Raw genomic sequence first — 22857 nt, 5'->3', positions numbered from 1 at the left:
CTGATAAAATAAAGGTGTAGAGATTCGGCAAGTTTAAGAAAGAAGGAAGAGAATGTACGAAGTAGGAGATTTGATTGTTTATGGCCGGACAGGGATTTGTGAAGTGACTGAAATTACGACGCTGAAAATGGACGGAGTGCCGAAGGACAAACTGTATTATATTCTGCGACCGGTACGTGAAAAGCATGGAAAAGTATTTACACCGGTAGACAATGAGAAGATTGTCATGAGAAAAGTCATTTCCAAAGAAGAAGCAGAAGAATTGATCCGTGAGATTCCACAGATCGAAGGACTCTGGATCGGAAGCGAGAAGCAGAGAGAGGAAAAGTACAAGGAATGCATGAAAAGCTGCAAATGTGCAGAATGGGTGCGGATCATCAAGACCCTTTATCAGCGGAAGATGTCCCGCCTGAAGCAGGGAAAGAAGATCACGGCGACTGACGAACGTTATCTGAGGATGGCAGAAGGCAACCTGTATTCGGAGCTATCCATAGCACTTGGGATTCCGGAGAGTGGAATGGAAGCCTATATCACGAATCAAATAAATGAGACAGAGGAACCGGTACTTTGCTGATGCAAGGAACCGGTTCTTCCGGGTATAATGGATGTGAAAAAAATGGTGGTAGCAGCGAAAAAGGGTGATTTTACAGAACATTTGCCACTTCCTGTTTTTTGTGAAAAATGGGTTCTTCAAATAGAGATCATTCTGTGCTATACTGTTTTAGATAAAACAAAAAATGAGGTGTAATCATGGATAAAGAATTAGAACTTGTGGAGCATAAAGCTTCAATCCTGATAGATGCATTACCATATATCAGAGACTTTAATCAGAAGACAGTAGTTATCGAGTACGGATGTGCCGAGTGGCTCAGCGGAGTGGAAGAGCAGAGACTGATGCAGGATATCGTTCTTTTAAAGAGCGTTGGTATGCGTCCGATCGTGGTACATGCTACCCGTATGGGACTGGACAAATTCCGTGAAAATAAGCGGATTGCCAAGCTCCTTGAACTCTGTGGAGTTAAGGCAATTGGTATCTGCGGCGTGGATACAGAGACGATTGGTCTGATGCTGGACAATGATTATATTCCGGTCATCGTGCCAAATGATATCGACAACGAAAGCGAATATATTGATCCAAGAGAGACTGCACTTGAGATTGCAGAGAAGATGCAGGCGGACAAGCTGGTTTATCTGTCAAAATATCCTGGAATCTACAAAGACGAAGAGAGAAAAGATATTTATTATAAGATTACCGTCCCGGAAGTAGAAAAACTGCGCAAAGAACGTAATTTCCCGAAAGAATTTGACGAGATCATCGGCTATGGTCTTCAGGCATCAAAAAATGGTGTCAACCGTGTACATATTCTGGACGGAAGAATCCGTCACGTTCTTCTGATCGAATTCTTCAGTGTAAACGGAGCCGGAACGATCTTCATTGAAACAGAAGCAAAATTATATCTTCACGAACTTGGCAAATAGGAGACGGCTCGATGAAGAAAATGACAGGAAAGAATACACTGATGCTCTTTTTGACCGCATTTATCTGGGGAACAGCTTTTGTAGCACAGAGCGTGGGGATGGATTATATCGGGCCCTTTACATTTACCTGTGTACGCTCTTTGATTGGTGGGATTTTTCTGATTCCATGTATCTGTTTCCTGGACAAATGGCGTGCGAAAAATGACGGAGCAGAAAGACAGAAAAAAACAGATAGGAAAGAAGAAAAAAAGAATGTCATCCTGGGTGGAATCTGTTGTGGACTGGCACTTTGTGTGGCAAGTAACCTGCAGCAGATCGGAATACAGTACACAACGGTAGGAAAAGCCGGATTTATTACAGCACTTTATATCGTGCTTGTGCCGATCTTTGGAATTTTTCTGAAAAAGAAAGCCGGAGTGAGAATCTGGATAAGCGTGGCAATTTCTGTCGCAGGCTTGTATTTGCTGTGTATTACCGATAAGCTGGTACTTGCAAAAGGAGACATTCTGGTACTGCTATGTGCGGTTGTATTTACCATCCACATTCTGGTGATCGATTATTTTTCACCAAAAGCAGACGGTGTGCGGATCGCCTGCACCCAGTTCTTTATAACCGGAGTTTTGTCGGCAATTCCAATGTTTTTATTTGAAACACCACGGCTGTCAGATATTTTCGCAGCAGCAGTACCGGTACTTTATGCCGGAGTTCTCTCAAGTGGTGTAGCCTATACCCTCCAGATCGTGGCACAAAAAGATGCCGATCCAACCGTGGCATCCCTGATCCTCAGTCTGGAGTCCGTATTCTCTGTCCTTGGAGGCTGGGTGATATTAGGTCAGAAACTAAGTATCCGAGAAATAGCAGGATGCATTCTGATGTTCAGTGCCATCATCCTCGCCCAGTTGCCAGGAAAGCCAGAAAATAAAGAAGCATAGTTCCAATCATTTGCACATTCTGCGTCAATTCCTCCAATTCTACAAAATTTTGCGCTACCCACCCTCAATGTAATAAACTTAGAACTTCCATTTTAAACACAGGTATGCTATACTAAATCCAGGTATGCGAAAGTATCTTAAAAACCAAGAGACAGGAGCAAAGACAGATGAAAAGAGTTCTTTTAAAATTAAGCGGAGAAGCACTTGCAGGAGACAAAAAGACAGGTTTTGATGAGGCAACATGCATTGGCGTTGCAAAGCAGGTAAAGCAGATCGTAGATCAGGGAATCCAGGTTGCAATCGTAACCGGAGGCGGTAATTTCTGGAGAGGAAGAACCAGTGAGACGATCGACCGTACCAAAGCTGACCAGATTGGAATGCTTGCAACGGTGATGAACTGCATCTATGTATCCGATATTTTCAGACATGTAGGCATGAAGACAGAGGTTTTCACTCCATTTGTCTGTGGAGCATTCACTTCCCTGTTTTCAAAAGATGCAGCAGTGGAAGCACTGAACGAAGGAAAAGTAATCTTTTTCGCAGGTGGCACAGGACATCCGTATTTTTCAACAGATACAGGAGCTGTTCTCCGTGCAATTGAGATTGAAGCAGATGCAATGCTTCTTGCAAAAGCAATTGACGGAATCTATGACAGCGATCCGAAGGTGAATCCGGAAGCGAAGAAGTATGATGAGATTTCTATTCAGGAGATCATCGATAAGAAGCTTATGGCAGTAGATCTGACCGCATCGATCATGTGCCTTGAGAATAAGATGCCGATGCTGGTATTCGGACTGAACGAAGAGAACAGTATCGTAGAGACAATGAGCGGTAATTTCAACGGAACAAAGGTGACTGTATAAGCAGCACCCATTAAGGGAGGATAACATATGAACGAAAAATTAAAAATATACGATGAAAAGATGCAGAAAACCATTCATGCACTGGATACAGAGCTTGCTTCTATCCGTGCAGGACGTGCAAACCCGAATATTCTGAACAAATTAACGGTAGAATATTATGGAACACCGACACCAATCCAGCAGGTAGCGAACATTTCTGTTCCGGAAGCACGTATGATTCAGATTCAGCCATGGGAAAAGAAGATCATCAAAGATATTGAGAAAGCAATCCTGATGTCTGATATCGGAATCAATCCAACAAACGATGGTACTGTTATCCGTCTGGTATTCCCGGAACTGACAGAGGAACGAAGAAAAGAACTGGTGAAAGATGTTAAGAAAAAAGGAGAAGCATCCAAGGTTGCAGTCCGTAACATCCGCCGTGATGGAAATGATGCATTCAAGAAGCTGAAAGGCACAGACGTTTCAGAGGATGAAATTCAGGATCTTGAAGATCAGATCCAGAAGCTGACTGACAAATACATCAAGGAAGTTGATGCAGCAGTCGATGCAAAGTCAAAAGAAGTTATGACAGTATAAGAAGGAAAGATAAGGGGCGGCGAGATGTTTGGCGCCTCTTTTCCTTTTTTATATCAGCAAATTTAGTATCAATCAAGAGAGGGTTAAAAGATGAATGTACCGCAGCATATAGCCATTATCCTTGACGGTAACGGACGATGGGCGAAAGCAAAGGGAATGCCGAGAAACTACGGGCATGCGCAGGGCAGCAAGAATGTGGAAAAGATCTGTGAGGCTGCTTATAAGATGGGTGTCAAATATCTGACGGTCTATGCGTTTTCCACAGAGAACTGGAGTCGACCGAAGAGTGAAGTGGATGCACTGATGAAGCTTCTTCGTAACTATATGAAAACCTGTCTGAAGACGGCGGAAAAGAACCGGATGCGTGTCCGTGTGATCGGAGATAAGACAGGTCTGGATGAAGATATCCGTACCAGAATTAAGGAACTGGAAGAGGCATCAAAAAATAATGACGGACTGAATTTCCAGATTGCGATCAATTATGGAAGCAGAGATGAGATGATCCGTGCCATGCGAAAAATGACAAAAGACTGTGCAGATGGCAGATTTGCACCGGAAGAGATTACAGAAGAACTGTTTGAAGGATATCTGGATACACATGGGATTCCGGATCCGGATCTTCTGATCCGTACTAGCGGAGAACTCAGACTTTCCAATTATTTGTTATGGCAGCTTGCTTATGCAGAATTTTATTTTACAGATGTTCCGTGGCCGGATTTTTCAAAAGAAGAATTAGAAAAAGCAATTGAGCAATATAATAGCAGAGACAGAAGATACGGCGGAATCAAGGAGGACGAAGAAAATGTTTAAGACAAGATTACTCAGCGGAATTGTACTGGTTATCATTGCATTTGCAACGATCTTCCTTGGTGGGGATGTATTGTTTGCAACACTTCTGATCATCAGTCTGATCGGAGTTTCCGAGCTTTACAAGGTTGTAAAGATTGAGAAAGCACCACTCGGAATCGTAGGCTATATAGGTGTAGTTGGATATTATTTTCTGATCCGTGCACAGAAAAAAGAAGATCTGATGATGTTTGCAATCATTTTGCTGATCCTTGTAATGGCAGTTTATGTATTTGCCTTTCCGAAATATGTGTCTGAACAGGTAATGACTGCGTACTTTGGCGTATTTTATGTGGCGATTATGTTATCCTATATTTATCAGACACGTCTGTTGAAAGACGGACTTTTCCTCGTGGGACTTGTATTTTTATGTTCCTGGGGATGTGATACCTGTGCGTACTGTGTGGGTGTACTGATCGGAAAGCATAAGATGGCACCGAAGCTCAGCCCGAAGAAATCCATAGAGGGCGGAATCGGTGGACTTGCAGGCGCAGCACTTCTCGGCGCGCTTTACGCTCTTGCAATCAATAAATGGGGTGGTGCTTCGGCAGGAGTCGGCGAATATGCGCTGATCTGTTTCGTTGGTGGAATCATTTCCATGATCGGGGATCTTGCAGCATCTGCGATCAAGAGAAATCATGAGATCAAGGATTACGGAAAACTGATTCCGGGACACGGTGGAATCCTGGACCGTTTCGACAGTGTGATCTTCACGGCTCCGGTGATTTATTATCTGGTAGTTGCACTGATGTAATCTGACAGGAGGATTCAAATGAAAAAAATAGCAATATTAGGTTCAACAGGTTCAATCGGAACCCAGACACTTGAGGTGATCCGTGAGAACAAAGATATCGAAGTGACAGGACTTGCGGCAGGGACAAATGTGGATCTTCTGGAAAAACAGATCCGGGAATTCCAGCCAAAACTTGTGGCAATGTGGACAGAAGAGAAGGCAAAGGAACTGAAAAGCCGGATCCGGGATCTGGATGTAAAGGTTGTTTCCGGAATGGATGGACTTCTGGAGATTGCCACGATGGAGGAAAGTGAGATCCTTGTGACGGCGATCGTGGGTATGATCGGTATCCGTCCGACAATTGCAGCGATCAAAGCCGGAAAGGATATTGCCCTTGCAAATAAAGAGACACTGGTTACGGCAGGGCATATCATTATGCCGCTTGCAAAGGAATGTGGTGTGAAGATCCTTCCGGTGGACAGTGAACACAGTGCCATTTTCCAGTCTCTGCAGGGAAGCCATAGAAAGAATGAATTGAAGAAGATCCTGCTTACGGCATCCGGTGGCCCGTTCCGTGGAAAGAAGCAGGAGGATCTTCTGAATATCCGTGTGGAAGATGCTTTAAAGCATCCGAACTGGGCGATGGGACGTAAGCTTACGATCGATTCTTCGACCATGGTCAATAAAGGACTGGAAGTGATGGAAGCCAGATGGTTTTTTAATGTGGATATTGATGATGTGCAGGTGGTTGTACAGCCGCAGAGTGTGATCCATTCTATGGTAGAGTATGTGGACGGAGCAGTGATCGCACAGCTTGGTACTCCGGATATGAAGCTGCCGATCCAGTATGCACTTTATTATCCGGAAAGAAGATTTCTTCCGGGAGAACGTGTGGATTTCTGGAGTATCGGACACCTTGATTTTGAAAAGCCGGATATGGATACCTTCTACGGGCTTGCACTTGCTTACGAGGCAGGGCGATGCGGTGGAACACTTCCAACGGTATTTAACGCAGCAAATGAACTTGCAGTCAGCCAGTTCCTGAACCGGGAGATTAAATATCTGGAAATTACAGAGATTATCGAAGACTGCATGAAAGCACATAAGACAATTGCGAATCCGACTGTGGAACAGATTCTGGACACAGAGCAGGAAACGTATGACAGAATCAGAAGCAGGAGGTAGCAAATGGGAATCGTACTGGCGATTTTACTTTTTGGATTCATCGTTTTTTTCCATGAACTGGGACATTTTCTTCTGGCGAGGATTAATGGAATCAATGTGTATGAATTCTGGATCGGAATGGGACCGACACTGGCACACAAAAAGATCGGAAATACAGACTACTGTCTGAAAATACTGCCGATCGGCGGTGCGTGTGTGATGGGGGAAGATGAGAAAGAGGATCTGTCAGAGGGAAGCTTCAACAGCAAATCGCCGTGGCGCAGGATCTCGGTCATTGCCGCAGGTCCGGTATTCAACTTTATTCTTGCCTTTATTGGTGCATTCATTATTATCTGCTTTGTCGGTGTAGACAAACCGGTCATAGGAACGGTAAATGCAGGAACGCCTGCAGCAGAGGCAGGGCTTCAGGCAGGGGATGAGATTGTAAAGATCAATGATAAGAACATCCATATTTTCAAGGATATTTCTACTTACAATCAGTTTCATCAGGGACAGACGATGAAGATTGTATACAAAAGAAATGGCGAAAAAAATACGGTTTCCGTTACCCCGGAGAAGAATGACAGTGGATATTATCTGATTGGAATTACGAGTAGCAATTATGTTAAGACCAATGTATTTGAGACTGCCGCATACAGTGCGTATAATGTTAAATACTGGATTAATCTGACGATTGACAGTTTGAAACAGCTTGTGACAGGACGGATCGGAGTGGATCAGTTATCTGGACCGGTGGGCGTTGTGAGCGCGGTGGATACCACGTATAAGGAAAGCAAATCTGGTGGAGCACTGTTGATTTTCCTGAATCTTCTGCAGATGACGATCCTGCTTTCAGCGAACCTTGGAGTGATGAATTTACTTCCGCTTCCGGCACTGGATGGAGGCCGTCTGGTATTTCTGATCGTGGAAGTGATCCGCGGAAAGCGGGTGCCTCCGGAAAAAGAAGGGTATGTACATCTGGCAGGAATGGCACTTCTTCTTTGCCTGATGGTATTTGTGATGTATAATGATATCCGGAGAATCTTCTTTTAGGGATATTGGAAAATTTTACGAAGCACTTCGATTGGCTACAATTGAGGTGCTTTGTGTTAGGTGCATCAGTGGATGCATATTTTGATGGAAATTATTTTACAGAAAGAAGGATGGAAAGATGCGTGAGCAGCTTACAGAAAGTGATGTAAAGAAAATTGAAGAGGAAATCCAGCATCGCAAGCATGTGATCCGTAAGGAAGCCATTGAAGCGGTCAAGGAAGCGCGTGCGCAGGGAGACTTAAGTGAGAACTTTGAATACCATGCAGCAAAAAAATATAAGAACCAGAATGAAAGCCGGATCCGGTATCTGGAAAGAATGCTGAAAAATGCGGAGATTGTATCCGATACTTCCGAAGAAGGTGTTGCCGGAATCAATAACCGTGTGACCGTATATTTTCCGGAGGATGACGAGGAAGAAACCTATAAGCTGGTTACTTCGATTCGTGGGAATTCAATTCATAATTATATCAGTACCGAATCTCCGATCGGAAAGGCGATCTTCGGGCATAAAGCAGGAGAGACTGTGAAGGTGAAGGTTAGCGATGATTATTCGTATGAGCTTGTGATACGGAAGATTGAAGATACGACGGATGATGAGGAGGATAAGATCCGGGCGTTTTAGTTTGAAGGTGGGAGCAGAGTATGTGAGCAAGGAAGCAGAAATTTCCCAAAAGCAATGTCAATGAGAAGAATAAAAACGGATTATGAGATTCCAGGCTCCATACAAAATCCCAGCCCCTGATATAGTCGCAAGGATATAGACCAGAATTGCAGAATTATTTCCGTAGAGTTCACCGATTTTCACAAAGAAAATCTGTTCCATCCGGTAATCTGGATTAATGTAGAAAAGATTAATTTCACCAAAGGGATCCAGAATATGGTTCAGATATTCTGCGATGAGAGCAAACAGAATATAGAGCAAAGTGATGCGGGGAAAAGAAGGCAGCAGACGGCGTGAAGAAGCGTCAGTCGGCTGTCTTTTAATATTTTTTGAACAGGAAAGAGGAGTCATTGGTACAGATTTCTGTACCAGAAATATACCGGACAGGATTCCTGTGACAATTAGTAAAATATGCCAGAGATAGGAGTGAACTGTCAGGATCAGAAGTGGATAATGCATTCCACTGGTATCGAAAAAAACGGCAATTCCACCGAGAAGATTATAGGTGGAAAGGAAGCCGAGGATGGTATTTCTGGCAGGTTCTGTGTGAAAAAATGGGTAGAGAACCAGCAGATACATCGGGAGGCTGCAGAGCTGGAATGGGAAGTACCACAGGTTGTAGTGCCCATTATTCACGACGAAGGTCAGGAGTGATTGTTTCAGAATTTCGCTGGTAAGCAGAAAAATGCCGATGAAGAATAAAACTTTTTCTATACAGTGTAGTGAAAATTTTTTTATCATATGGGCTCCTCAAAATTTTGTTTTATAGGTGTAGTATACGCTGCAATAAAGTTTGTTACAAGATTTTGTGGGGAATTTGACCAGTTATTCATAGAAAAGATCTGAAAAAATATAGAAAAATACCATGATAAAACATAGTTAGAATTGACTGACCTATAGACGTGGAGATATAATTAAAAATAATGATGCAGACGGAGTGGAAGATTCCTATCTGAATGCTGAATGGAGATAATTTTATACAAGAGACTTTGACGGCAAGGTAGATCCGAGCGGGAAACAGTTGGTGATATACGAAGATGTATAGTGGGACTCGTCTACCGTTTTGGGAGGCGGGTTTTTTGTGTATACGATAAATTGCCTGCTTGGTTATAGAAAGGAAAAAGGATTATGTTAAAGGTTGCAATTTATGGAAAGGGCGGTATTGGAAAGTCTACGATTACATCCAACCTGGCGGCAGCATTTGCGGCGATGGGAAAGAAAGTAATCCAGATTGGATGTGATCCGAAGGCAGATTCTACGATCAATCTGCTTGGCGGCGAGCCGCTCAGACCGGTGATGAATTATATGAGAGAAGAGGATGAAGAACCGGAGGAGCTTTCAGATATTGCAAAAGAAGGCTATGGTGGTGTGCTCTGCATTGAAACAGGTGGACCGACACCGGGACTTGGATGCGCGGGGCGCGGGATTATTGCCACATTCCAGCTGTTAGAAGATTTGCAGTTATTTGAAACATATAAGCCGGATGTTGTACTTTATGACGTTCTTGGTGACGTGGTATGCGGTGGCTTTGCAGCACCGATCCGGGAAGGGTACGCCGAAAAGGTTCTGATCGTAACTTCCGGAGAAAAGATGGCACTTTATGCAGCAAATAATATTTCAAGTGCGGTGAGGAATTTTGAGGACAGAAGCTATGCCAGAGTATTCGGTATTGTACTGAACCACAGGAATGTGGAAAATGAGACGGAAAAAGTACAGGCATTTTCCGAAAAAAGCGGGATCCCGATCGTCGGGGAAATTCCGAGAAGTGATGAGATCATCCGCTATGAGGATCAGGGAATGACGGTGATCGAAGGGGACAAAGATTCCGCGATCAGTAAGAGATTTTTTAATCTGGCAGAGTTATTACTGAAGAGTGAGGAATAGAAGGTATGGCAAAAGAAGCATATTATTGTACCGTAAAAGAATTAAATAAACTGGGAAGAGATGCGATTCCGGCACAGCTCCGGTCGAATACGCACCTGATCTACAGCTCACCGGCAACGCTTGCATTTAACTCACCGGGAGCAGAAGGATTCGGAGTAAAAAGAGCGGGACTTGCTGTGCCGGATTCGATCATGCTGATCGTGGCACCGGGCTGCTGTGGACGAAATACTTCGCTCATCAGCTCCATGAGGGAATATGATAACCGTTTTTTCTATCTGATGATGGACGAGACCGATATCGTAACGGGACGTCATTTGAAAAAGATTCCGAAGGCAGTAGAAGAAATCTGCAATTGCTGTGAAAAGAGACCGTCCGTTGTGATGATCTGTATTACCTGTGTAGATGCTCTTCTTGGGACGGACATGGAGCGTGTGTGCAGAAAAGCGGAAGAAAGAGCCGGACTTCCGGTTCGACCATGCTACATGTACGCGCTGACAAGAGAAGGAAGAAAGCCGCCGATGGTGCATGTACGTCAGTCTTTATATTCCCTTCTGGAGCCAAAGAAGAAAAAAGGAAATGTGGTGAACCTGCTTGGATTTTTCTCGCCGCTGATCGATGAGTGTGAGCTGTATGATCTTTTGCACAGCGCAGGGGTTAAGACCATCCATGAAATCTCCAGATGCAAGGACTATGAGGAATATCAGACCATGTCTGAGGCAAATTTTAATCTGGTACTTCACCCGGAAACCAGATTTGCGGCAGAGGATTTTCATAACCGTCTGCAGATTCCGTTTATTGAACTCAGGAGACTCTACCAGACAGATAAGATCGCCAGCCAGTATCAGGCATTTGGGAAAGTGCTTGGGGTGACATTTTCTGATGAAGTTTATCGTGAAAAAGCGGAAGAAACCGTGGCAAAATTCAAAGAGAAACGGCCGGATGCAAGCTTTGCGATCGGGGAATGCATGAACGGAGATCCATTTGAAATGGCACTTGCGATGATCAAATATGGATTTAAGGTGCCGGAAATCTATGGAACACTGACAGCAGAGAATTTTATTTACCTGAACCAGTTATCCCAGCTCAGCCCGGAGACGAAGGTATTTTCCAATATGGAACCGACCATGCTGTACTACGATCCGGAAAAGAGCGGCGTGAATATGACCATTGGAAAGGATGCGGGATACTATCATCCGGATCAGCCGAATGTGATCTGGAATCAGGACAGACAGCCTTATGGTTATGCAGGTGTGACACGGTTGTTTGAAACCCTTTTGGAGGTGTAGCATGAGAGGACTTAGAAAATATCTGACACCATTTGCACCGGATCAGTCGGGCGCAGTGTCTGTGTTATATGAACTTGGCGGAATCATCGTCATCTGCGACGCGGGAGGATGCACAGGAAATGTCTGCGGTTTTGATGAGCCGAGATGGTTTGAACGGAAAAGTGCAGTATTCAGCGCAGGACTTCGTGATATGGATGCAATCCTTGGAAGAGATGACCGTCTGGTCGCAAAGCTGGTCGATGCAGCTGATAAGATTGATGCGAATTTTGCGGCGATTGTCGGCACTCCGGTTCCGGCTGTGATCGGAACGGATTACAAGGCACTGAAAAGAATGTGTGAAAAAAAGACCGACCTTCCGATTCTTGCCATTGATACCGACGGAATGGAGCTTTACGATAAAGGGGAAGAAAAAGCGTATCTTGCATTATTTACTGCATTTGCAAAGGAAAAATATGAGGTATGCAAAGAAAAAGTCGGTATCCTTGGAATGACGCCACAGGATGTAAGCGATCTGAAAGCAGCAGATAAAGTAAGAGAGGAACTGAAAAAAGAAGGAAAAGAAGCCATTTGCTATGGAATGGGCGATGGACTTGAGGCAGTAGAAAGGGCATCGGAAGCTGGCAAAAATATTGTTGTATCTGCGGCAGCACTGGAAGCAGCCAAATATTTGGAAAAGACTTTTGGTACGCCGTATGAGATCGGTTATCCGGCAGCAGGTGAGTTGGTTCCGAATCTGGACTATCAGGGAAAGAAGATCCTTGTGGTACACCAGCAGGTGATGGCGGAAGCAATCCGGCAGGAAATTCTTAAAAGAGAGAATTTGGCAGAGGTGCAGACAGCAACCTGGTTTATGAGGAAAAAAGGGCTTGCCTGTCCGCAGGATGTGTCGTTGCGTGAGGAAGATGATTATATCGATCTTGTGAAAAATGGTGGATTTGATATCATTTTCGCAGATGCATGTATGGAAAAAATGGTTCCGGATTTTCAGGGAATCTTCGTAAATACAAGACATTTTGCAGTGTCAGGGAGACTGTGTGAATAGATGAAAAATGAAGTGACAAAACAGATCCGCGTCTATGGGATCGTGCAAGGCGTAGGATTTCGTCCGACTGTGAGCAGGCATGCGGCTACGCATCAGATCCGGGGCAGCGTGTCCAATAAAGGTCCGTATGTGGAAATCTTTGCGCAGGGACCGGAAGAGGCAGTGGATGGATTTATCTCGGATATTGAGAATAAGCCGCCGAAGCGGGCAGCGATTTTGAAAATGAATATTGAGCCGGTAGAAGAAGCAGAAGACTTTACGGAGTTTACGATCATTGAAAGTGAAAAGACGAAAGGTGAGATTTTTGTCTCACCGGATATTGCAATTTGTGATGAATGCAAGGAAGAAATGTTTGATCCGAAGAACCGTAGATATCTGCATCCATTTATCAACTGTACCTGCTGTGGGCCAAGACTTACGATCCTGGATGCCCTTCCGTATGACCGGGAGCGCACCAGCATGAAAGAATTTCCGATGTGTCCGGATTGCGCAAAAGAATATTATGATCCGGCAACCCGGAGATACGATGCACAGCCAGTCTGTTGTAACGAGTGTGGTCCGGAGGTCTACCTGATCGGCAGAGAAGAACGTGGAAGAGACGCAATCATTTACACCAGACGGACCATTGCAGAAGGCGGAATTGTGGCGATTAAGGGGATTGGAGGTTTCCACCTGTGCTGCGATGCGACTAATGAAGAGGCGGTGAAGCGCCTCAGAGAACTGAAAAAACGTCCGGCGAAACCATTTGCAGTTATGGCAAAAGATCTGGAATCTGTGAAAAGAGAATGCCTGGTCAGTGAAGAACAGGAAAAAATTCTGACCGGACATCAAAAACCAATCCTGCTTCTGGACAAAAAAGAAGATGGTGAAGAAACACTTTGCGAAAGTATTGCACCTGGTAATCCAAAGGTTGGAGTAATGTTGCCGTATGCACCGGTACAGCTTCTGCTCTTTACCTATGATGATGGAATCCGGATGCCGTCTTTTTTGGTTATGACCAGTGGAAATACATCCGGTGCACCGATCTGCAGGGAGGACAAAGAAGCGATTCAGGAGCTTTCCCGTCTGTGCGACTGTATGCTTTCCCACAACCGGAAAATCCGGATCCGTGCCGATGATTCAGTGATGGATTTTTATAAAAATGAGCCATATATGATCCGCAGATCCAGAGGCTATGCGCCACTTCCGACCATGGTTCAGATGTCGTGGAAAGGGCAGGTACTTGCCACTGGAGGAGAACTGAAAAATACATTCTGTATCGGTGTGGACGGCAGATTTTACCCATCCCCTTATGTGGGAGATCTGGAAGATCTGCGCACCGTGGAAGCTTTAAAAGAAACAATCGGCAGAATGGAAACACTTCTGGAGGTAGAACCAAAGGTTGTGGCATGCGATCTGCATCCGAAATACAATGCGACAGTTGTTGCGGAAGAACTTGGACTCCCGGTTTTGAAGATACAGCACCATTTTGCACATATTCTGTCCTGTATGGCAGAAAATGACTGCGAAGATCCGGTGATCGGCGTTTCCTTTGACGGAACCGGCTATGGAACGGATGGGACCATCTGGGGTGGAGAAATTCTTCGTTGTGATTACAATGGATTTGAAAGACTTGGCAGCATTAAGCCATTCTGGCAGGTAGGTGGAGATCTTTCTGCAAAAGAAGGCTGGCGAATTGCCGGTTCTCTTCTCTATGAAGAATTGCAGGATAAAGAAAAAACGGTCGAATGGATGAAGAAACTGGAGCTTTGCACCGAACCGGAGGCAAAAGTACTGGTGACAATGACCGGACGACACCTGAATGCTGTTCAATCTACCAGTGCCGGCCGTCTCTTTGATGGAGTCAGTGCTATCCTCGGAATCCGGAAAAAATCCACTTTCGAGGGAGAAGCATCTACGGCATTAGAGTTCGCAGCAGAAGCTTACGAAAAAACAATGCAGCATCCATACGAACCCCTCATGCTTAAGCCATTTACAGAAACGGCAGAAGACCGCCTGATTCTAAATACCGGCGAATTAGTCAAAAACCTCGCAAAAAAACGTCTTGCTGGGGAAGATGCCGGACAACTTGCATACGAGTTCCACCAGGAACTTGCAAGACAGATCATATCCGCAGCCCTCACAGCAAGTCATCAGACCGGAATCCGGAAAGTTGCCCTAAGCGGCGGAGTTTTCCAGAACCGCTTACTACTACGGCTGGTAGAAGAAGGTCTGGTTAAGCACGGTCTCATCACCCTGCACCATCACCTCATTCCACCAAATGACGGAGGATTGTCACTTGGTCAGGCAGCCTACGCAATGGCATATTTACAGAAGCATGAGATAAAATAAAACCAGACTTTATAGATTTAGAAAATTAAAATCAGACATAAAAAATTTTAAACAAAGTTAATCTAAAGCTATTAGAACTTACAAATAAAAGAGGAAAAGGAGGAACTACCCACATGTGTGTTGGATTATCAGCAAAAGTTGTAAAAATCAGTAACGGAACCGCCGTCGTTGACGCAGGCGGTGCAAAAAGAGAGGTTTCATCCAAGCTCCTGGAGAATCTGGAACCAGGTGATTACGTCATGGTCCACGCCGGAGTTGCAATCGCAAAGATCACCGATGAAGATGAAAGCGAGACCGATCAGCTTATGGAGGAACTGCTGTAATGGAAGAACAAAAGAAACGAACAGCCAGAGAGATCATAGAAAATTATGACGGACCGGCAGTGCGGATCATGGAAGTATGCGGAACCCATACCCATGAAATTTTCCGTCTGGGGATCCGAAAACTTTTGCCAAAGCAGGTAGAACTGATCTCAGGACCGGGATGCCCGGTCTGCGTAACACCGGTCAGCTTTATTGATGAAGCAATTTATCTGGCGTTGGAGAAGCAGGTGACGATCTGTACATTTGGTGATCTGGTCCGCGTACCGGGAAGTCAGATGAGCCTTGCCGGAGCAAGAGAAAAAGGAGCAAAGATCCATATCGTTTATTCACCGGCAGATGCGGAAAAATATGCGAAAGATCATCCGGAAGAACAGGTGACATTTTTATCCGTTGGGTTTGAGACAACGACACCTGCAGGATGCCTTTCGGTTAAACAGGCAAAGGAAGATGGAATTTCCAATTATTCTCTTCTGGTTGCCAATAAGACGATGCCGGGAGCCTACGAGGCACTCAAAGGCAGTGCGGATGTATTTTTATATCCGGGACACGTCAATGCAATCACGGGGACCGAACTTTGTGAGGAACTGGTAAAAGAAGGAGTCAGCGGTGTGGTAGCAGGATTTACGGCAAAAGAACTGCTCACAGCACTTGCGGTCGCACTGGTACGCTTCCAGGAAGGAAAGCCGTTCTTCGTAAACTGCTATCCGAGAGTTGTCACCAGAGAAGGAAGCCGTGAGGCACATAGGCTGGTGAATGAACTGATGGAAGGATGCGACAGCGAGTGGAGAGGTCTTGGAATCATTCCGGGATCCGGTATGCAGCTGAGAGAAGAATGGGAAGCATACGATGCCAGAAAGAAATACAATATGCCAAAGATCGAAGGAAAAGCAAATCCGGCATGCCGCTGCGGAGATGTACTGCAGGGAAAATGCAAACCGTCCGACTGTAAGGTGTTTGGCAAGGTATGTACACCGCAGCACCCGGTAGGAGCCTGCATGGTATCCGGCGAGGGCGCATGCTCGGCTTACTATATGTATGATACCAGGGGATAAAAGTCAGAAGTCTGACGCAAGCTTGCTTGCAGGAAGACTTCTGACCTTTATCCCCGCCAAAACATGAGTAAGTAGCCATTTTACGAAGAAAAATGAGCGGATTACGAATGTTTTGAGGATTGTGAGAGCACGTAAGTGCGAAACAATCTGGTATCAGGGAAACAAAGGAATGGAACACCGGAACAATCCGGTATCATATATACGGAAACGATTAGGAGAGAAGGAAGTTAAAAATGGAAAATAAAATGGATAACCAGACAGTAACTATGGCACACGGAGCCGGCGGAAAGCAGACTTCAGAGCTGATCGATAAAGTATTTGCAGCACATTTTGCCAATCCGGATCTGACTGCGGATGATGCGGCAGTTCTTACACCACCAGTCGGAAAGATGGCAGTATCTACGGATGGATTTATTGTATCTCCGGCATTCTTCCCAGGAGGAAATATCGGAAAGCTTTCCATTTGCGGAACAGTTAATGACCTTGCATGTATGGGAGCAAAACCACTTTATCTGACTTGTGCATTTGTAATTGAAGAAGGATTTCCGATGGAAAAACTGGAAGAGATTGCAGCAGCAATGGAGAAAACGGCAAAAGAAGCCGGTGTCCGTATTGTATCCGGAGATACCAAGGTAGCAGGAAAGGGACAGGTAGACGGTGTATTTATCACAACAACCGGAATGGGACAGATCGAGAACGGCGTAAAAGTCGGAGGAGAACTGGCACAGCCGGGAGACGCGATCATTGTGACCGGAGATGTGGGACGTCATGGTTGTACGATCCTTCTTGCAAGAGAAGACTTCGGAATCGAAGCGGATGTGACCAGTGACTGTGCACCACTATGGCATACTGTGGAAGAAGTAATAAATGCAACACATGATCTGCATGTCATCCGTGATGCGACAAGAGGTGGAGTTGGAACAGTACTTTATGAGATTGCGGGACAAAGTAATGTTGGAATCCGTCTGAATGCTGAAAAAGTTCCGGTTGCACCGGAAGTGAAGGGAGTCTGCGGAATGCTTGGACTGGAGCCGCTTTACCTTGCGTGTGAAGGAAGAATGGTCATTATGGCACCAAAAGCAGAGGCAGAAAAGATTGTAGAAGTACTGCACAAATGTCCGTATTCACAGAATGCGGCAATTATCGGAGAAGTAACTGCAGAGCAGCCGGGGAAAGTAGTCATGACTACAGAAATCGGAACGCAGGCACTTCTTCCACAGCCGGGCGGAGAATTGCTGCCACGTATCTGCTAAACAATCTGAAATGCGGAATCGGTGACATTTCAAAAAAGAAAGGAGACTTTTCATGGACACCAGAGTAGCAGTCATTTCAATTATTGTGGAGAATCCTGCCGCGATTGAGGAACTGAACCATTACCTGCATGAAGCAGGAGAGTATATCATTGGAAGAATGGGAATTCCGTACCGGGAGAAGGGAATTAATATCATCAGCATCGCCATTGATGCACCGCAAGATATGATCAGTGCTTTGTCAGGGAAGATCGGGCGTCTGAATGGGGTATCCACAAAAACGGCGTACTCGAACGTCATTACGAAAGCGGAGGAAAAAGCGGAATGAAAAAGATAGCAGTGTACGGAAAAGGCGGGATCGGAAAATCCACAACTGTATCCAATCTTGCGGTGGCACTTGCCGAAAAAGGATACAAGGTCATGCAGATCGGCTGTGATCCGAAGGCGGATTCGACCATCCAGCTCCGACACGGAAAGGAGATTCCAACCGTACTGGAAATGTTCCAACAGAAGAAACAGAATCTAAAACTGGAAGATATGGTTACGGTTGGCTATGCAGGTGTGGTCTGTGTAGAAGCAGGTGGACCGACACCGGGACTTGGATGTGCAGGACGCGGGATTATCACCGCCCTTGAGAAGCTGGAAGAAACCGGTGCTTATGAGACCTACCAGCCGGATATCGTGTTATATGATGTACTTGGTGATGTAGTCTGCGGTGGCTTTTCCATGCCCATGCGAAAAGGCTATGCGGATCAGGTATTCATCATCACATCCGGTGAAAATATGGCGATCCATGCCGGGGCCAATATTGCAATGGCAGTAGAGAATTTCAAGAACCGGGGATATGCTTCCCTTGGCGGTATTATTTTAAATAAAAGAGAGGTTCCGAGAGAGGAAGAAAAGGTGCGGGAGCTTGCAGAGGATTTTCACACGCAGATCATTGGACGGCTTGACCGGAGCGAACTTGTGATGGAAGCAGAAGAAGCCGGCAAGGTTCTGCTGGAATACGCACCGGATTCTCAGATGGCAGAGGAATACCGGAAGCTGGCAGATCAGATCCTTGCAGTGTGCGGAGAGGAGAGACCATGTTAAAACGGGTAGGACATCCGGTGGATGAAAAAGGCGCGGCAGTAGCCATCAAGGATGCCACATTTCCGGTTCCATTTGCACCGGGGCTTGAATTTAACTCGCCGGTTCACGGCAACTGGAACATCGTACATACCGGAATGCTGATGCCGGAGGTAAGACAGATCTATGTCTGTGCAGATAACTGCATGCGAGGTGTGGTGCTGACAGCGGCGGAAATGAATGCGGCTGACCGGTTTTCCTTTGTGATCGTAAAAGAAGAGAATCTGTTAAATGGAAATCTGGAGGACATCACCATCGAAGGCGTGACGGATGTGCTGAATAAGTTGGAAGAAAAACCGAAAGCAGTTCTTTTATTTACCGTCTGTCTGCATCATTTTCTGGGATGCGATCTGGAACGGGTGTATCAGGAACTGGAGGAGAGGTTCCCGAAGATTACGTTTATCCGCTGTTATATGGATCCGATCATGCAGAAGCATGGACCTACACCGGATCAGAAGCTGAGAAAGGCGATTTATGAACCACTTCCAAAGCGAAAAGCAGATGAGAAAGCCGTGAGTTTTCTCGGCAGTGATTTCGCACTGGAAAAAAATGCAGATCTGAAACGAATCGTCCGGGCACATCAGGGAATCTTCCGGGAACTGCCGGGATGTAAAAGCTGGGAAGACTATCTGGCACTTTCCGAAGGGAAACTTTTTATATCTTCTTATCCACCATCTAAGTATGGTGCGGAAGTGCTTTCAGAGCGTCTGAAACGGCCATACCTGTATCTGCCGGGCAGCTTTGATTATAAAGATATCACAGCACAGCTGGAAAATTTCTGCCAGGCAATGGGCTATGGAAAGCTGGAGGAAACGATTTCAGTAGAAGAGGAAATTGCTGCCTGTGAAAAGGCACTGGAAAAGGCGCATGAGGTGATCGGAGACACTGCGGTTGCCATTGATTATCTGTATCATCCACGTCCACTGGGACTTGCAAAGCTTCTGCTTACTCATGGCTTCCGGGTAATACGGATCTATCTGGATTCCATCAGTCCGGAAGAAAAAGCAGAATTTGAGTGGCTGAAGGAGCATGCACCGGAGCTGCAGTTGATTGCAACAATCCAGGTGAAAATGCGTGTGCTTCCGAGAACATCGGATGAAAAAACACTGGCGATCGGACAGAAGGCGGCGTGGTTTACAGGAAGTCCGTATTTTGTCAATATGGTACAGGGCGGAGGTCTTTACGGATTTGACGGGATCCGCAGGACGGCAGAGCTTATGGCCGAAGCATTTACCGAAGAAAAAGACACGGAAGATCTGGTTGTGCGAAAAGGATGGGGGTGTGAAAGCTGTATATGAGACAATCTTATCGAATCATACCAATTTATACAGCGGATGTATCCGGTGTGTGTTCTGCACTTTATGAGCTTGGCGGCATGACAGTCATGCACGACCCGTCCGGATGCAATTCGACCTACAACACTCACGATGAGATCCGCTGGTACGATCAGGACAGTCTGATCTATATTTCCGGTCTGACAGAAATTGATGCGATCATGGGAAATGATGAAAAATTTCTGGATGATATCAAAGAGGCAACAAGGGAGCTGCATCCGAAATTTATTGCCCTTGCAGGATCCCCAATTCCGTATATGAATGGAACCGATTTTCCGGCACTGGCACAGGTACTGGAAGAAGAAACCGGGATTCCTGCATTTGCAGTACCGACGAACGGAATGCATGATTATGTGTATGGGGCAGGAATTGCATTAGAGAAGATCGCGAAAAGATTTACCGGGGAAAAGACAGGACGGATTCAGGCACGCACCGTCAATCTGCTTGGTGTGACACCACTGGACTTTGGACCGGTATCTCATGTAGAGGTGCTGAAAGAGAACCTGAAAGCCTGTGGATGGAAGGTGCTGTCTACCTGGGCAATGGGAGATGAACTGGATGCATTTTTGCAGGCAGGAGAAGCAGAGGTGAATCTGGTGGTATCTTCGGTCGGGCTTCGTGCGGCGAAAGTGCTGGAAGAAAAGTTCGGAACCCCGTATGTGATTGGAACGCCGATTGGTTCTTATACAGAGCGGATTGCGAAAGCACTGGAAGAAAAAGAGCAGATACCATATCGAAAGGATCGGATGAAGGGAAGAAAAGATCGGAAGGTGACTTTGGTCGGGGAATCTGTGATCATGGAATCCCTGGCGGCGGGAATCGAAGAAAAGTATGACTGCCGGGTGGAAGTGCTTTGTCCACTGGAAGAAACAGATGGCTTACTGGCAGATGGGGACAGATGGGTTTGCGGAGAAGAAGAGATGGAAGAGGCATTAAAAGATGCAGAGATCATTGTGGCAGATCCGTTATATAAACCGATCTGTCCGAAGAACTGTGAATTTTATGAGTTGCCGCATATTGCATTTTCCGGAAGAATTTATCTGAAAAAGCTTCCGGTGCTGGGAAAACTGGTTTAACATAATATAGCAAGAATTCTCCTTCCTCTGCAGGTGGGAGATGAATTGCACAAAAATAAAAAAGAACACTTGTTCGATAACGAATTCCGTGGTATAATAGAGTCAGTCGAAAACATAGATTAACTTAAATGAAAAACTAAATTCCGGTTTTGGACCAAATGCAAGAGTAAATTCCATATAGGTCGAAGTTACTTTTGCACACATATTTGCCATATTGTCTTTGATAATCATTACTCCGTATAATGTACTTGCAGCTGATTGCCTGCCTGTGCAGATTGGAGATAATTATGAAAAATAAAGGCAATCAGAAACATTTAACATTTGAACAGCGTGTTGATATCGAGAAAGGGCTTACTGAGAATAAAAGCTTCACTGAAATTGGACGAATTATTGGTAAAAATCCATCTACTATATCAAAGGAAGTACGTCTCCACGCACATACAAAAGAACGTCCGGATTCAGGTTACACTCACCCGCCATGTATTCATCGTAAGAACTGTAAGGTGACATGCTTGTGTGATAAGATGTGTGGCATTCATTGTAAGCTTTGCAGAAAACCATCCTTTCGCTGCACTGATATATGTCCCGCATATGAGACAGCTGAATGTGAGAAACTGAATAAACCACCCTACGTATGTAATGGCTGTGGTAAAAAGACCCATTGTCTTATGCCCAGAAAGTTTTATTCATCCAAATATGCCCATGATGAGTACCGTAGCGTGCTAGTCGATTGCAGAGTCGGCATTAACCAGACTCCGGAAAGCATTCAATCCATGAATGATTTATTGGTTCCATTGATCAAGGAGAAGCATCAGTCCATCGGTCATATTTATGCTACTCATGCAGAAGAATTGGGTTGCTCCAGAAGAACACTTTACTCCTACATCAATGATTGTGTATTCGATGTCCGCAATGGTGACTTAAGGCGTTCTGTACGTTATAAGAAACGCAAGAAACCTACACAGACCAGTGCAAAAGATCGTTCTTATCGTCAAGGTCATAACTACGAAAATTTCCAGAATTATATGAAAGATCATCCAGATATAAATGTTGTGGAAATGGACTGCGTGGAAGGAATGAAAGGCGAAAGCTGCGCCCTCTTGACCTTTACATTCCGCAACTGCAATCTTATGCTTATGTTCCTGTTGGAATATCAAGACCAGGAATGCGTGTTAGAGGTCTTTGTATGGCTTGAAACAGTGTTAGGACAGGATGCATTCAAAAAGCTTTTTCCGGTGATCCTCACGGATGGAGGTTCAGAATTCTCAGCTCGTGAAGAGATGGAGGAATTCTGTGACGGAAGTAAAAGCACGACTGTCTTTTACTGTGATCCATACAGCTTTTGGCAAAAAGGTGCCTGCGAAAAGAACCACGAGTATATCCGCTACATCCGTCCGAAAGGGAGTTCATTCGCTGATTTAAATGACGAGAAAGTCAGACTTATGATGAATCACATAAACAACGAAAAAAGAGACAGTCTTAATGGACATAGCCCATATGAACTCTCTCTTTTACTCTTGGACAACAAATTGCACAAAGCATTAGGATTAAAGGCAATCGCACCTGATGATGTTATGCTTAGTCCAAAACTTATAAAATAAAATAGTAAAGCACAGGCAGATTTCACTGCACCAGAATTTAGTCTTGCACATAAGGCATGTGGAATTTAGTCTCGCACACTATTTTCAGATGCCCGGTTAGTATGCATAAAAACATAAATCATGAGTGCTTACAAGTTTATTATAAGACAAAAAAATAGAATTGTTAAGGTGCATTACAGAATTTAATCCCGCATAGTTACTGAGATAATCCACAGCTGGAATTTAGTTTTTCATTTAAGT

The 22857-nt window shown here is 45.0% G+C and carries 24 protein-coding genes; 23 read left to right on the top strand and 1 reads right to left on the bottom strand.

The genetic code is table 11. From position 1 onward, the window contains the following. The first annotated feature begins 52 nt into the window (after positions 1-52). From PGZ10_RS08170 to greA, 11 genes are all read left to right on the top strand, one after another. Entirely contained in the window at positions 53-574 is a 522-nt protein-coding gene (locus tag PGZ10_RS08170) for a CarD family transcriptional regulator (RefSeq protein WP_117556644.1), read from the top strand. 42 nt (positions 575-616) lie between these two features. Beyond that, positions 617-748, top strand: a complete 132-nt coding sequence (locus PGZ10_RS08165; RefSeq protein WP_256170983.1) for a hypothetical protein — start codon at positions 617-619, stop codon at positions 746-748. 2 nt (positions 749-750) lie between these two features. Next, complete coding sequence (locus PGZ10_RS08160; RefSeq protein ID WP_008372369.1) at positions 751-1479, top strand: amino acid kinase family protein; 729 nt, start codon at positions 751-753, stop codon at positions 1477-1479. A gap of 11 nt (positions 1480-1490) precedes the next feature. Further along, complete coding sequence (locus PGZ10_RS08155; protein ID WP_182438649.1) at positions 1491-2411, top strand: DMT family transporter; 921 nt, start codon at positions 1491-1493, stop codon at positions 2409-2411. 167 nt (positions 2412-2578) lie between these two features. Further along, positions 2579-3274: a UMP kinase gene (gene pyrH / locus PGZ10_RS08150; protein ID WP_022220574.1), complete on the top strand. Its 696-nt coding sequence runs from the start codon at positions 2579-2581 to the stop codon at positions 3272-3274. Between the two features lie 27 nt (positions 3275-3301). After that, the gene (gene frr / locus PGZ10_RS08145; protein ID WP_008372365.1) at positions 3302-3853 is read left to right on the top strand and encodes a ribosome recycling factor; all 552 of its coding nucleotides are present in this window, start codon (positions 3302-3304) and stop codon (positions 3851-3853) included. A 90-nt stretch (positions 3854-3943) separates the two neighbouring features. Further along, the gene (locus PGZ10_RS08140; protein ID WP_055158498.1) at positions 3944-4663 is read left to right on the top strand and encodes an isoprenyl transferase; all 720 of its coding nucleotides are present in this window, start codon (positions 3944-3946) and stop codon (positions 4661-4663) included. Then, entirely contained in the window at positions 4656-5453 is a 798-nt protein-coding gene (locus PGZ10_RS08135) for a phosphatidate cytidylyltransferase (RefSeq protein WP_270541095.1), read from the top strand. Before PGZ10_RS08140 ends, PGZ10_RS08135 begins: the two co-directional genes overlap by 8 nt. Before the next feature lie 18 nt (positions 5454-5471). Next, positions 5472-6617, top strand: a complete 1146-nt coding sequence (locus tag PGZ10_RS08130; protein ID WP_270541093.1) for a 1-deoxy-D-xylulose-5-phosphate reductoisomerase — start codon at positions 5472-5474, stop codon at positions 6615-6617. Positions 6618-6620: 3 nt separating this feature from the next. Further along, the gene (gene rseP, locus PGZ10_RS08125; RefSeq protein ID WP_055248262.1) at positions 6621-7649 is read left to right on the top strand and encodes an RIP metalloprotease RseP; all 1029 of its coding nucleotides are present in this window, start codon (positions 6621-6623) and stop codon (positions 7647-7649) included. 118 nt (positions 7650-7767) lie between these two features. After that, positions 7768-8271 carry a transcription elongation factor GreA gene (gene greA, locus PGZ10_RS08120; RefSeq protein WP_008372359.1) on the top strand — a complete coding sequence of 168 codons (504 nt, stop codon included), beginning with the start codon at positions 7768-7770 and terminating at the stop codon, positions 8269-8271. Between the two features lie 57 nt (positions 8272-8328). Here the strand turns inward: greA and PGZ10_RS08115 are convergent, their stop codons facing one another. After that, positions 8329-9051, bottom strand: a complete 723-nt coding sequence (locus PGZ10_RS08115; RefSeq protein WP_270541092.1) for a hypothetical protein — start codon at positions 9049-9051, stop codon at positions 8329-8331. 387 nt (positions 9052-9438) lie between these two features. On the opposite strand from PGZ10_RS08115, the gene PGZ10_RS08110 reads away from it, so the two are divergent. The 12 genes from PGZ10_RS08110 (at position 9439) to PGZ10_RS08055 (ending at position 22617) form a co-directional block, all read left to right on the top strand. Next, on the top strand, positions 9439-10194 hold the full coding sequence (locus tag PGZ10_RS08110) for a nitrogenase iron protein NifH (RefSeq protein ID WP_270541090.1): 756 nt from the start codon (positions 9439-9441) through the stop codon (positions 10192-10194). Positions 10195-10199: 5 nt separating this feature from the next. After that, on the top strand, positions 10200-11480 hold the full coding sequence (locus tag PGZ10_RS08105) for a nitrogenase component 1 (protein ID WP_270541088.1): 1281 nt from the start codon (positions 10200-10202) through the stop codon (positions 11478-11480). 1 nt (position 11481) lies between these two features. Further along, entirely contained in the window at positions 11482-12522 is a 1041-nt protein-coding gene (locus PGZ10_RS08100; protein ID WP_270541087.1) for a nitrogenase component 1, read from the top strand. Then, the gene (gene hypF, locus PGZ10_RS08095; protein ID WP_270541085.1) at positions 12523-14853 is read left to right on the top strand and encodes a carbamoyltransferase HypF; all 2331 of its coding nucleotides are present in this window, start codon (positions 12523-12525) and stop codon (positions 14851-14853) included. It abuts the gene before it with no gap. Positions 14854-14966: 113 nt separating this feature from the next. Then, the gene (locus tag PGZ10_RS08090) at positions 14967-15176 is read left to right on the top strand and encodes a HypC/HybG/HupF family hydrogenase formation chaperone (protein ID WP_022220582.1); all 210 of its coding nucleotides are present in this window, start codon (positions 14967-14969) and stop codon (positions 15174-15176) included. Then, on the top strand, positions 15176-16228 hold the full coding sequence (gene hypD / locus PGZ10_RS08085) for a hydrogenase formation protein HypD (protein ID WP_270541083.1): 1053 nt from the start codon (positions 15176-15178) through the stop codon (positions 16226-16228). Before PGZ10_RS08090 ends, hypD begins: the two co-directional genes overlap by 1 nt. 233 nt (positions 16229-16461) lie before the next feature. Next, positions 16462-17481, top strand: coding sequence for a hydrogenase expression/formation protein HypE (gene hypE / locus PGZ10_RS08080; RefSeq protein ID WP_117823915.1), 1020 nt, complete (start codon positions 16462-16464; stop codon positions 17479-17481). Between the two features lie 52 nt (positions 17482-17533). After that, positions 17534-17806, top strand: a complete 273-nt coding sequence (locus tag PGZ10_RS08075; protein ID WP_008372338.1) for a TM1266 family iron-only hydrogenase system putative regulator — start codon at positions 17534-17536, stop codon at positions 17804-17806. Further along, a complete protein-coding gene (locus tag PGZ10_RS08070; protein WP_118217775.1) occupies positions 17803-18570 on the top strand; it encodes a nucleotide-binding protein in 768 nt (255 codons plus the stop codon). Before PGZ10_RS08075 ends, PGZ10_RS08070 begins: the two co-directional genes overlap by 4 nt. Further along, entirely contained in the window at positions 18564-19904 is a 1341-nt protein-coding gene (locus tag PGZ10_RS08065; protein ID WP_270541080.1) for a nitrogenase component 1, read from the top strand. The genes PGZ10_RS08070 and PGZ10_RS08065 overlap by 7 nt, the downstream gene beginning before the upstream one ends. Continuing rightward, positions 19901-21016, top strand: coding sequence for a nitrogenase component 1 (locus tag PGZ10_RS08060; RefSeq protein ID WP_270541079.1), 1116 nt, complete (start codon positions 19901-19903; stop codon positions 21014-21016). The genes PGZ10_RS08065 and PGZ10_RS08060 overlap by 4 nt, the downstream gene beginning before the upstream one ends. Positions 21017-21303: 287 nt before the next feature. Next, positions 21304-22617, top strand: coding sequence for an IS30 family transposase (locus tag PGZ10_RS08055; RefSeq protein ID WP_070100053.1), 1314 nt, complete (start codon positions 21304-21306; stop codon positions 22615-22617). Positions 22618-22857: the final 240 nt, after the last annotated feature.

Origin of the sequence: Coprococcus sp. AF102-57, from assembly GCF_027686195.1 — a bacterium.
Classification (GTDB): domain Bacteria; phylum Bacillota; class Clostridia; order Lachnospirales; family Lachnospiraceae; genus Allocoprococcus; species Allocoprococcus comes.
Note: the sequence above shows the minus strand (reverse complement) of the source record. Positions and strands in the feature narration are given on the sequence as shown.

What these genes read in the sequence shown, in the direction of transcription:
- PGZ10_RS08055 (WP_070100053.1), top strand. Translation starts at nt 21,304, where the DNA reads ATGAAAAATAAAGGCAATCAGAAACATTTAACATTTGAACAGCGTGTT.
- PGZ10_RS08110 (WP_270541090.1), top strand. Translation starts at nt 9,439, where the DNA reads ATGTTAAAGGTTGCAATTTATGGAAAGGGCGGTATTGGAAAGTCTACG.
- PGZ10_RS08100 (WP_270541087.1), top strand. Translation starts at nt 11,482, where the DNA reads ATGAGAGGACTTAGAAAATATCTGACACCATTTGCACCGGATCAGTCG.
- rseP (WP_055248262.1), top strand. Translation starts at nt 6,621, where the DNA reads ATGGGAATCGTACTGGCGATTTTACTTTTTGGATTCATCGTTTTTTTC.
- PGZ10_RS08105 (WP_270541088.1), top strand. Translation starts at nt 10,200, where the DNA reads ATGGCAAAAGAAGCATATTATTGTACCGTAAAAGAATTAAATAAACTG.
- PGZ10_RS08130 (WP_270541093.1), top strand. Translation starts at nt 5,472, where the DNA reads ATGAAAAAAATAGCAATATTAGGTTCAACAGGTTCAATCGGAACCCAG.
- PGZ10_RS08090 (WP_022220582.1), top strand. Translation starts at nt 14,967, where the DNA reads ATGTGTGTTGGATTATCAGCAAAAGTTGTAAAAATCAGTAACGGAACC.
- greA (WP_008372359.1), top strand. Translation starts at nt 7,768, where the DNA reads ATGCGTGAGCAGCTTACAGAAAGTGATGTAAAGAAAATTGAAGAGGAA.
- PGZ10_RS08075 (WP_008372338.1), top strand. Translation starts at nt 17,534, where the DNA reads ATGGACACCAGAGTAGCAGTCATTTCAATTATTGTGGAGAATCCTGCC.
- PGZ10_RS08160 (WP_008372369.1), top strand. Translation starts at nt 751, where the DNA reads ATGGATAAAGAATTAGAACTTGTGGAGCATAAAGCTTCAATCCTGATA.
- PGZ10_RS08060 (WP_270541079.1), top strand. Translation starts at nt 19,901, where the DNA reads ATGAGACAATCTTATCGAATCATACCAATTTATACAGCGGATGTATCC.
- PGZ10_RS08140 (WP_055158498.1), top strand. Translation starts at nt 3,944, where the DNA reads ATGAATGTACCGCAGCATATAGCCATTATCCTTGACGGTAACGGACGA.
- pyrH (WP_022220574.1), top strand. Translation starts at nt 2,579, where the DNA reads ATGAAAAGAGTTCTTTTAAAATTAAGCGGAGAAGCACTTGCAGGAGAC.
- hypD (WP_270541083.1), top strand. Translation starts at nt 15,176, where the DNA reads ATGGAAGAACAAAAGAAACGAACAGCCAGAGAGATCATAGAAAATTAT.
- PGZ10_RS08065 (WP_270541080.1), top strand. Translation starts at nt 18,564, where the DNA reads ATGTTAAAACGGGTAGGACATCCGGTGGATGAAAAAGGCGCGGCAGTA.
- frr (WP_008372365.1), top strand. Translation starts at nt 3,302, where the DNA reads ATGAACGAAAAATTAAAAATATACGATGAAAAGATGCAGAAAACCATT.
- PGZ10_RS08070 (WP_118217775.1), top strand. Translation starts at nt 17,803, where the DNA reads ATGAAAAAGATAGCAGTGTACGGAAAAGGCGGGATCGGAAAATCCACA.
- hypF (WP_270541085.1), top strand. Translation starts at nt 12,523, where the DNA reads ATGAAAAATGAAGTGACAAAACAGATCCGCGTCTATGGGATCGTGCAA.
- PGZ10_RS08135 (WP_270541095.1), top strand. Translation starts at nt 4,656, where the DNA reads ATGTTTAAGACAAGATTACTCAGCGGAATTGTACTGGTTATCATTGCA.
- PGZ10_RS08165 (WP_256170983.1), top strand. Translation starts at nt 617, where the DNA reads ATGGTGGTAGCAGCGAAAAAGGGTGATTTTACAGAACATTTGCCACTT.
- PGZ10_RS08155 (WP_182438649.1), top strand. Translation starts at nt 1,491, where the DNA reads ATGAAGAAAATGACAGGAAAGAATACACTGATGCTCTTTTTGACCGCA.
- PGZ10_RS08115 (WP_270541092.1), bottom strand. Translation starts at nt 9,051, where the DNA reads ATGATAAAAAAATTTTCACTACACTGTATAGAAAAAGTTTTATTCTTC.
- PGZ10_RS08170 (WP_117556644.1), top strand. Translation starts at nt 53, where the DNA reads ATGTACGAAGTAGGAGATTTGATTGTTTATGGCCGGACAGGGATTTGT.
- hypE (WP_117823915.1), top strand. Translation starts at nt 16,462, where the DNA reads ATGGAAAATAAAATGGATAACCAGACAGTAACTATGGCACACGGAGCC.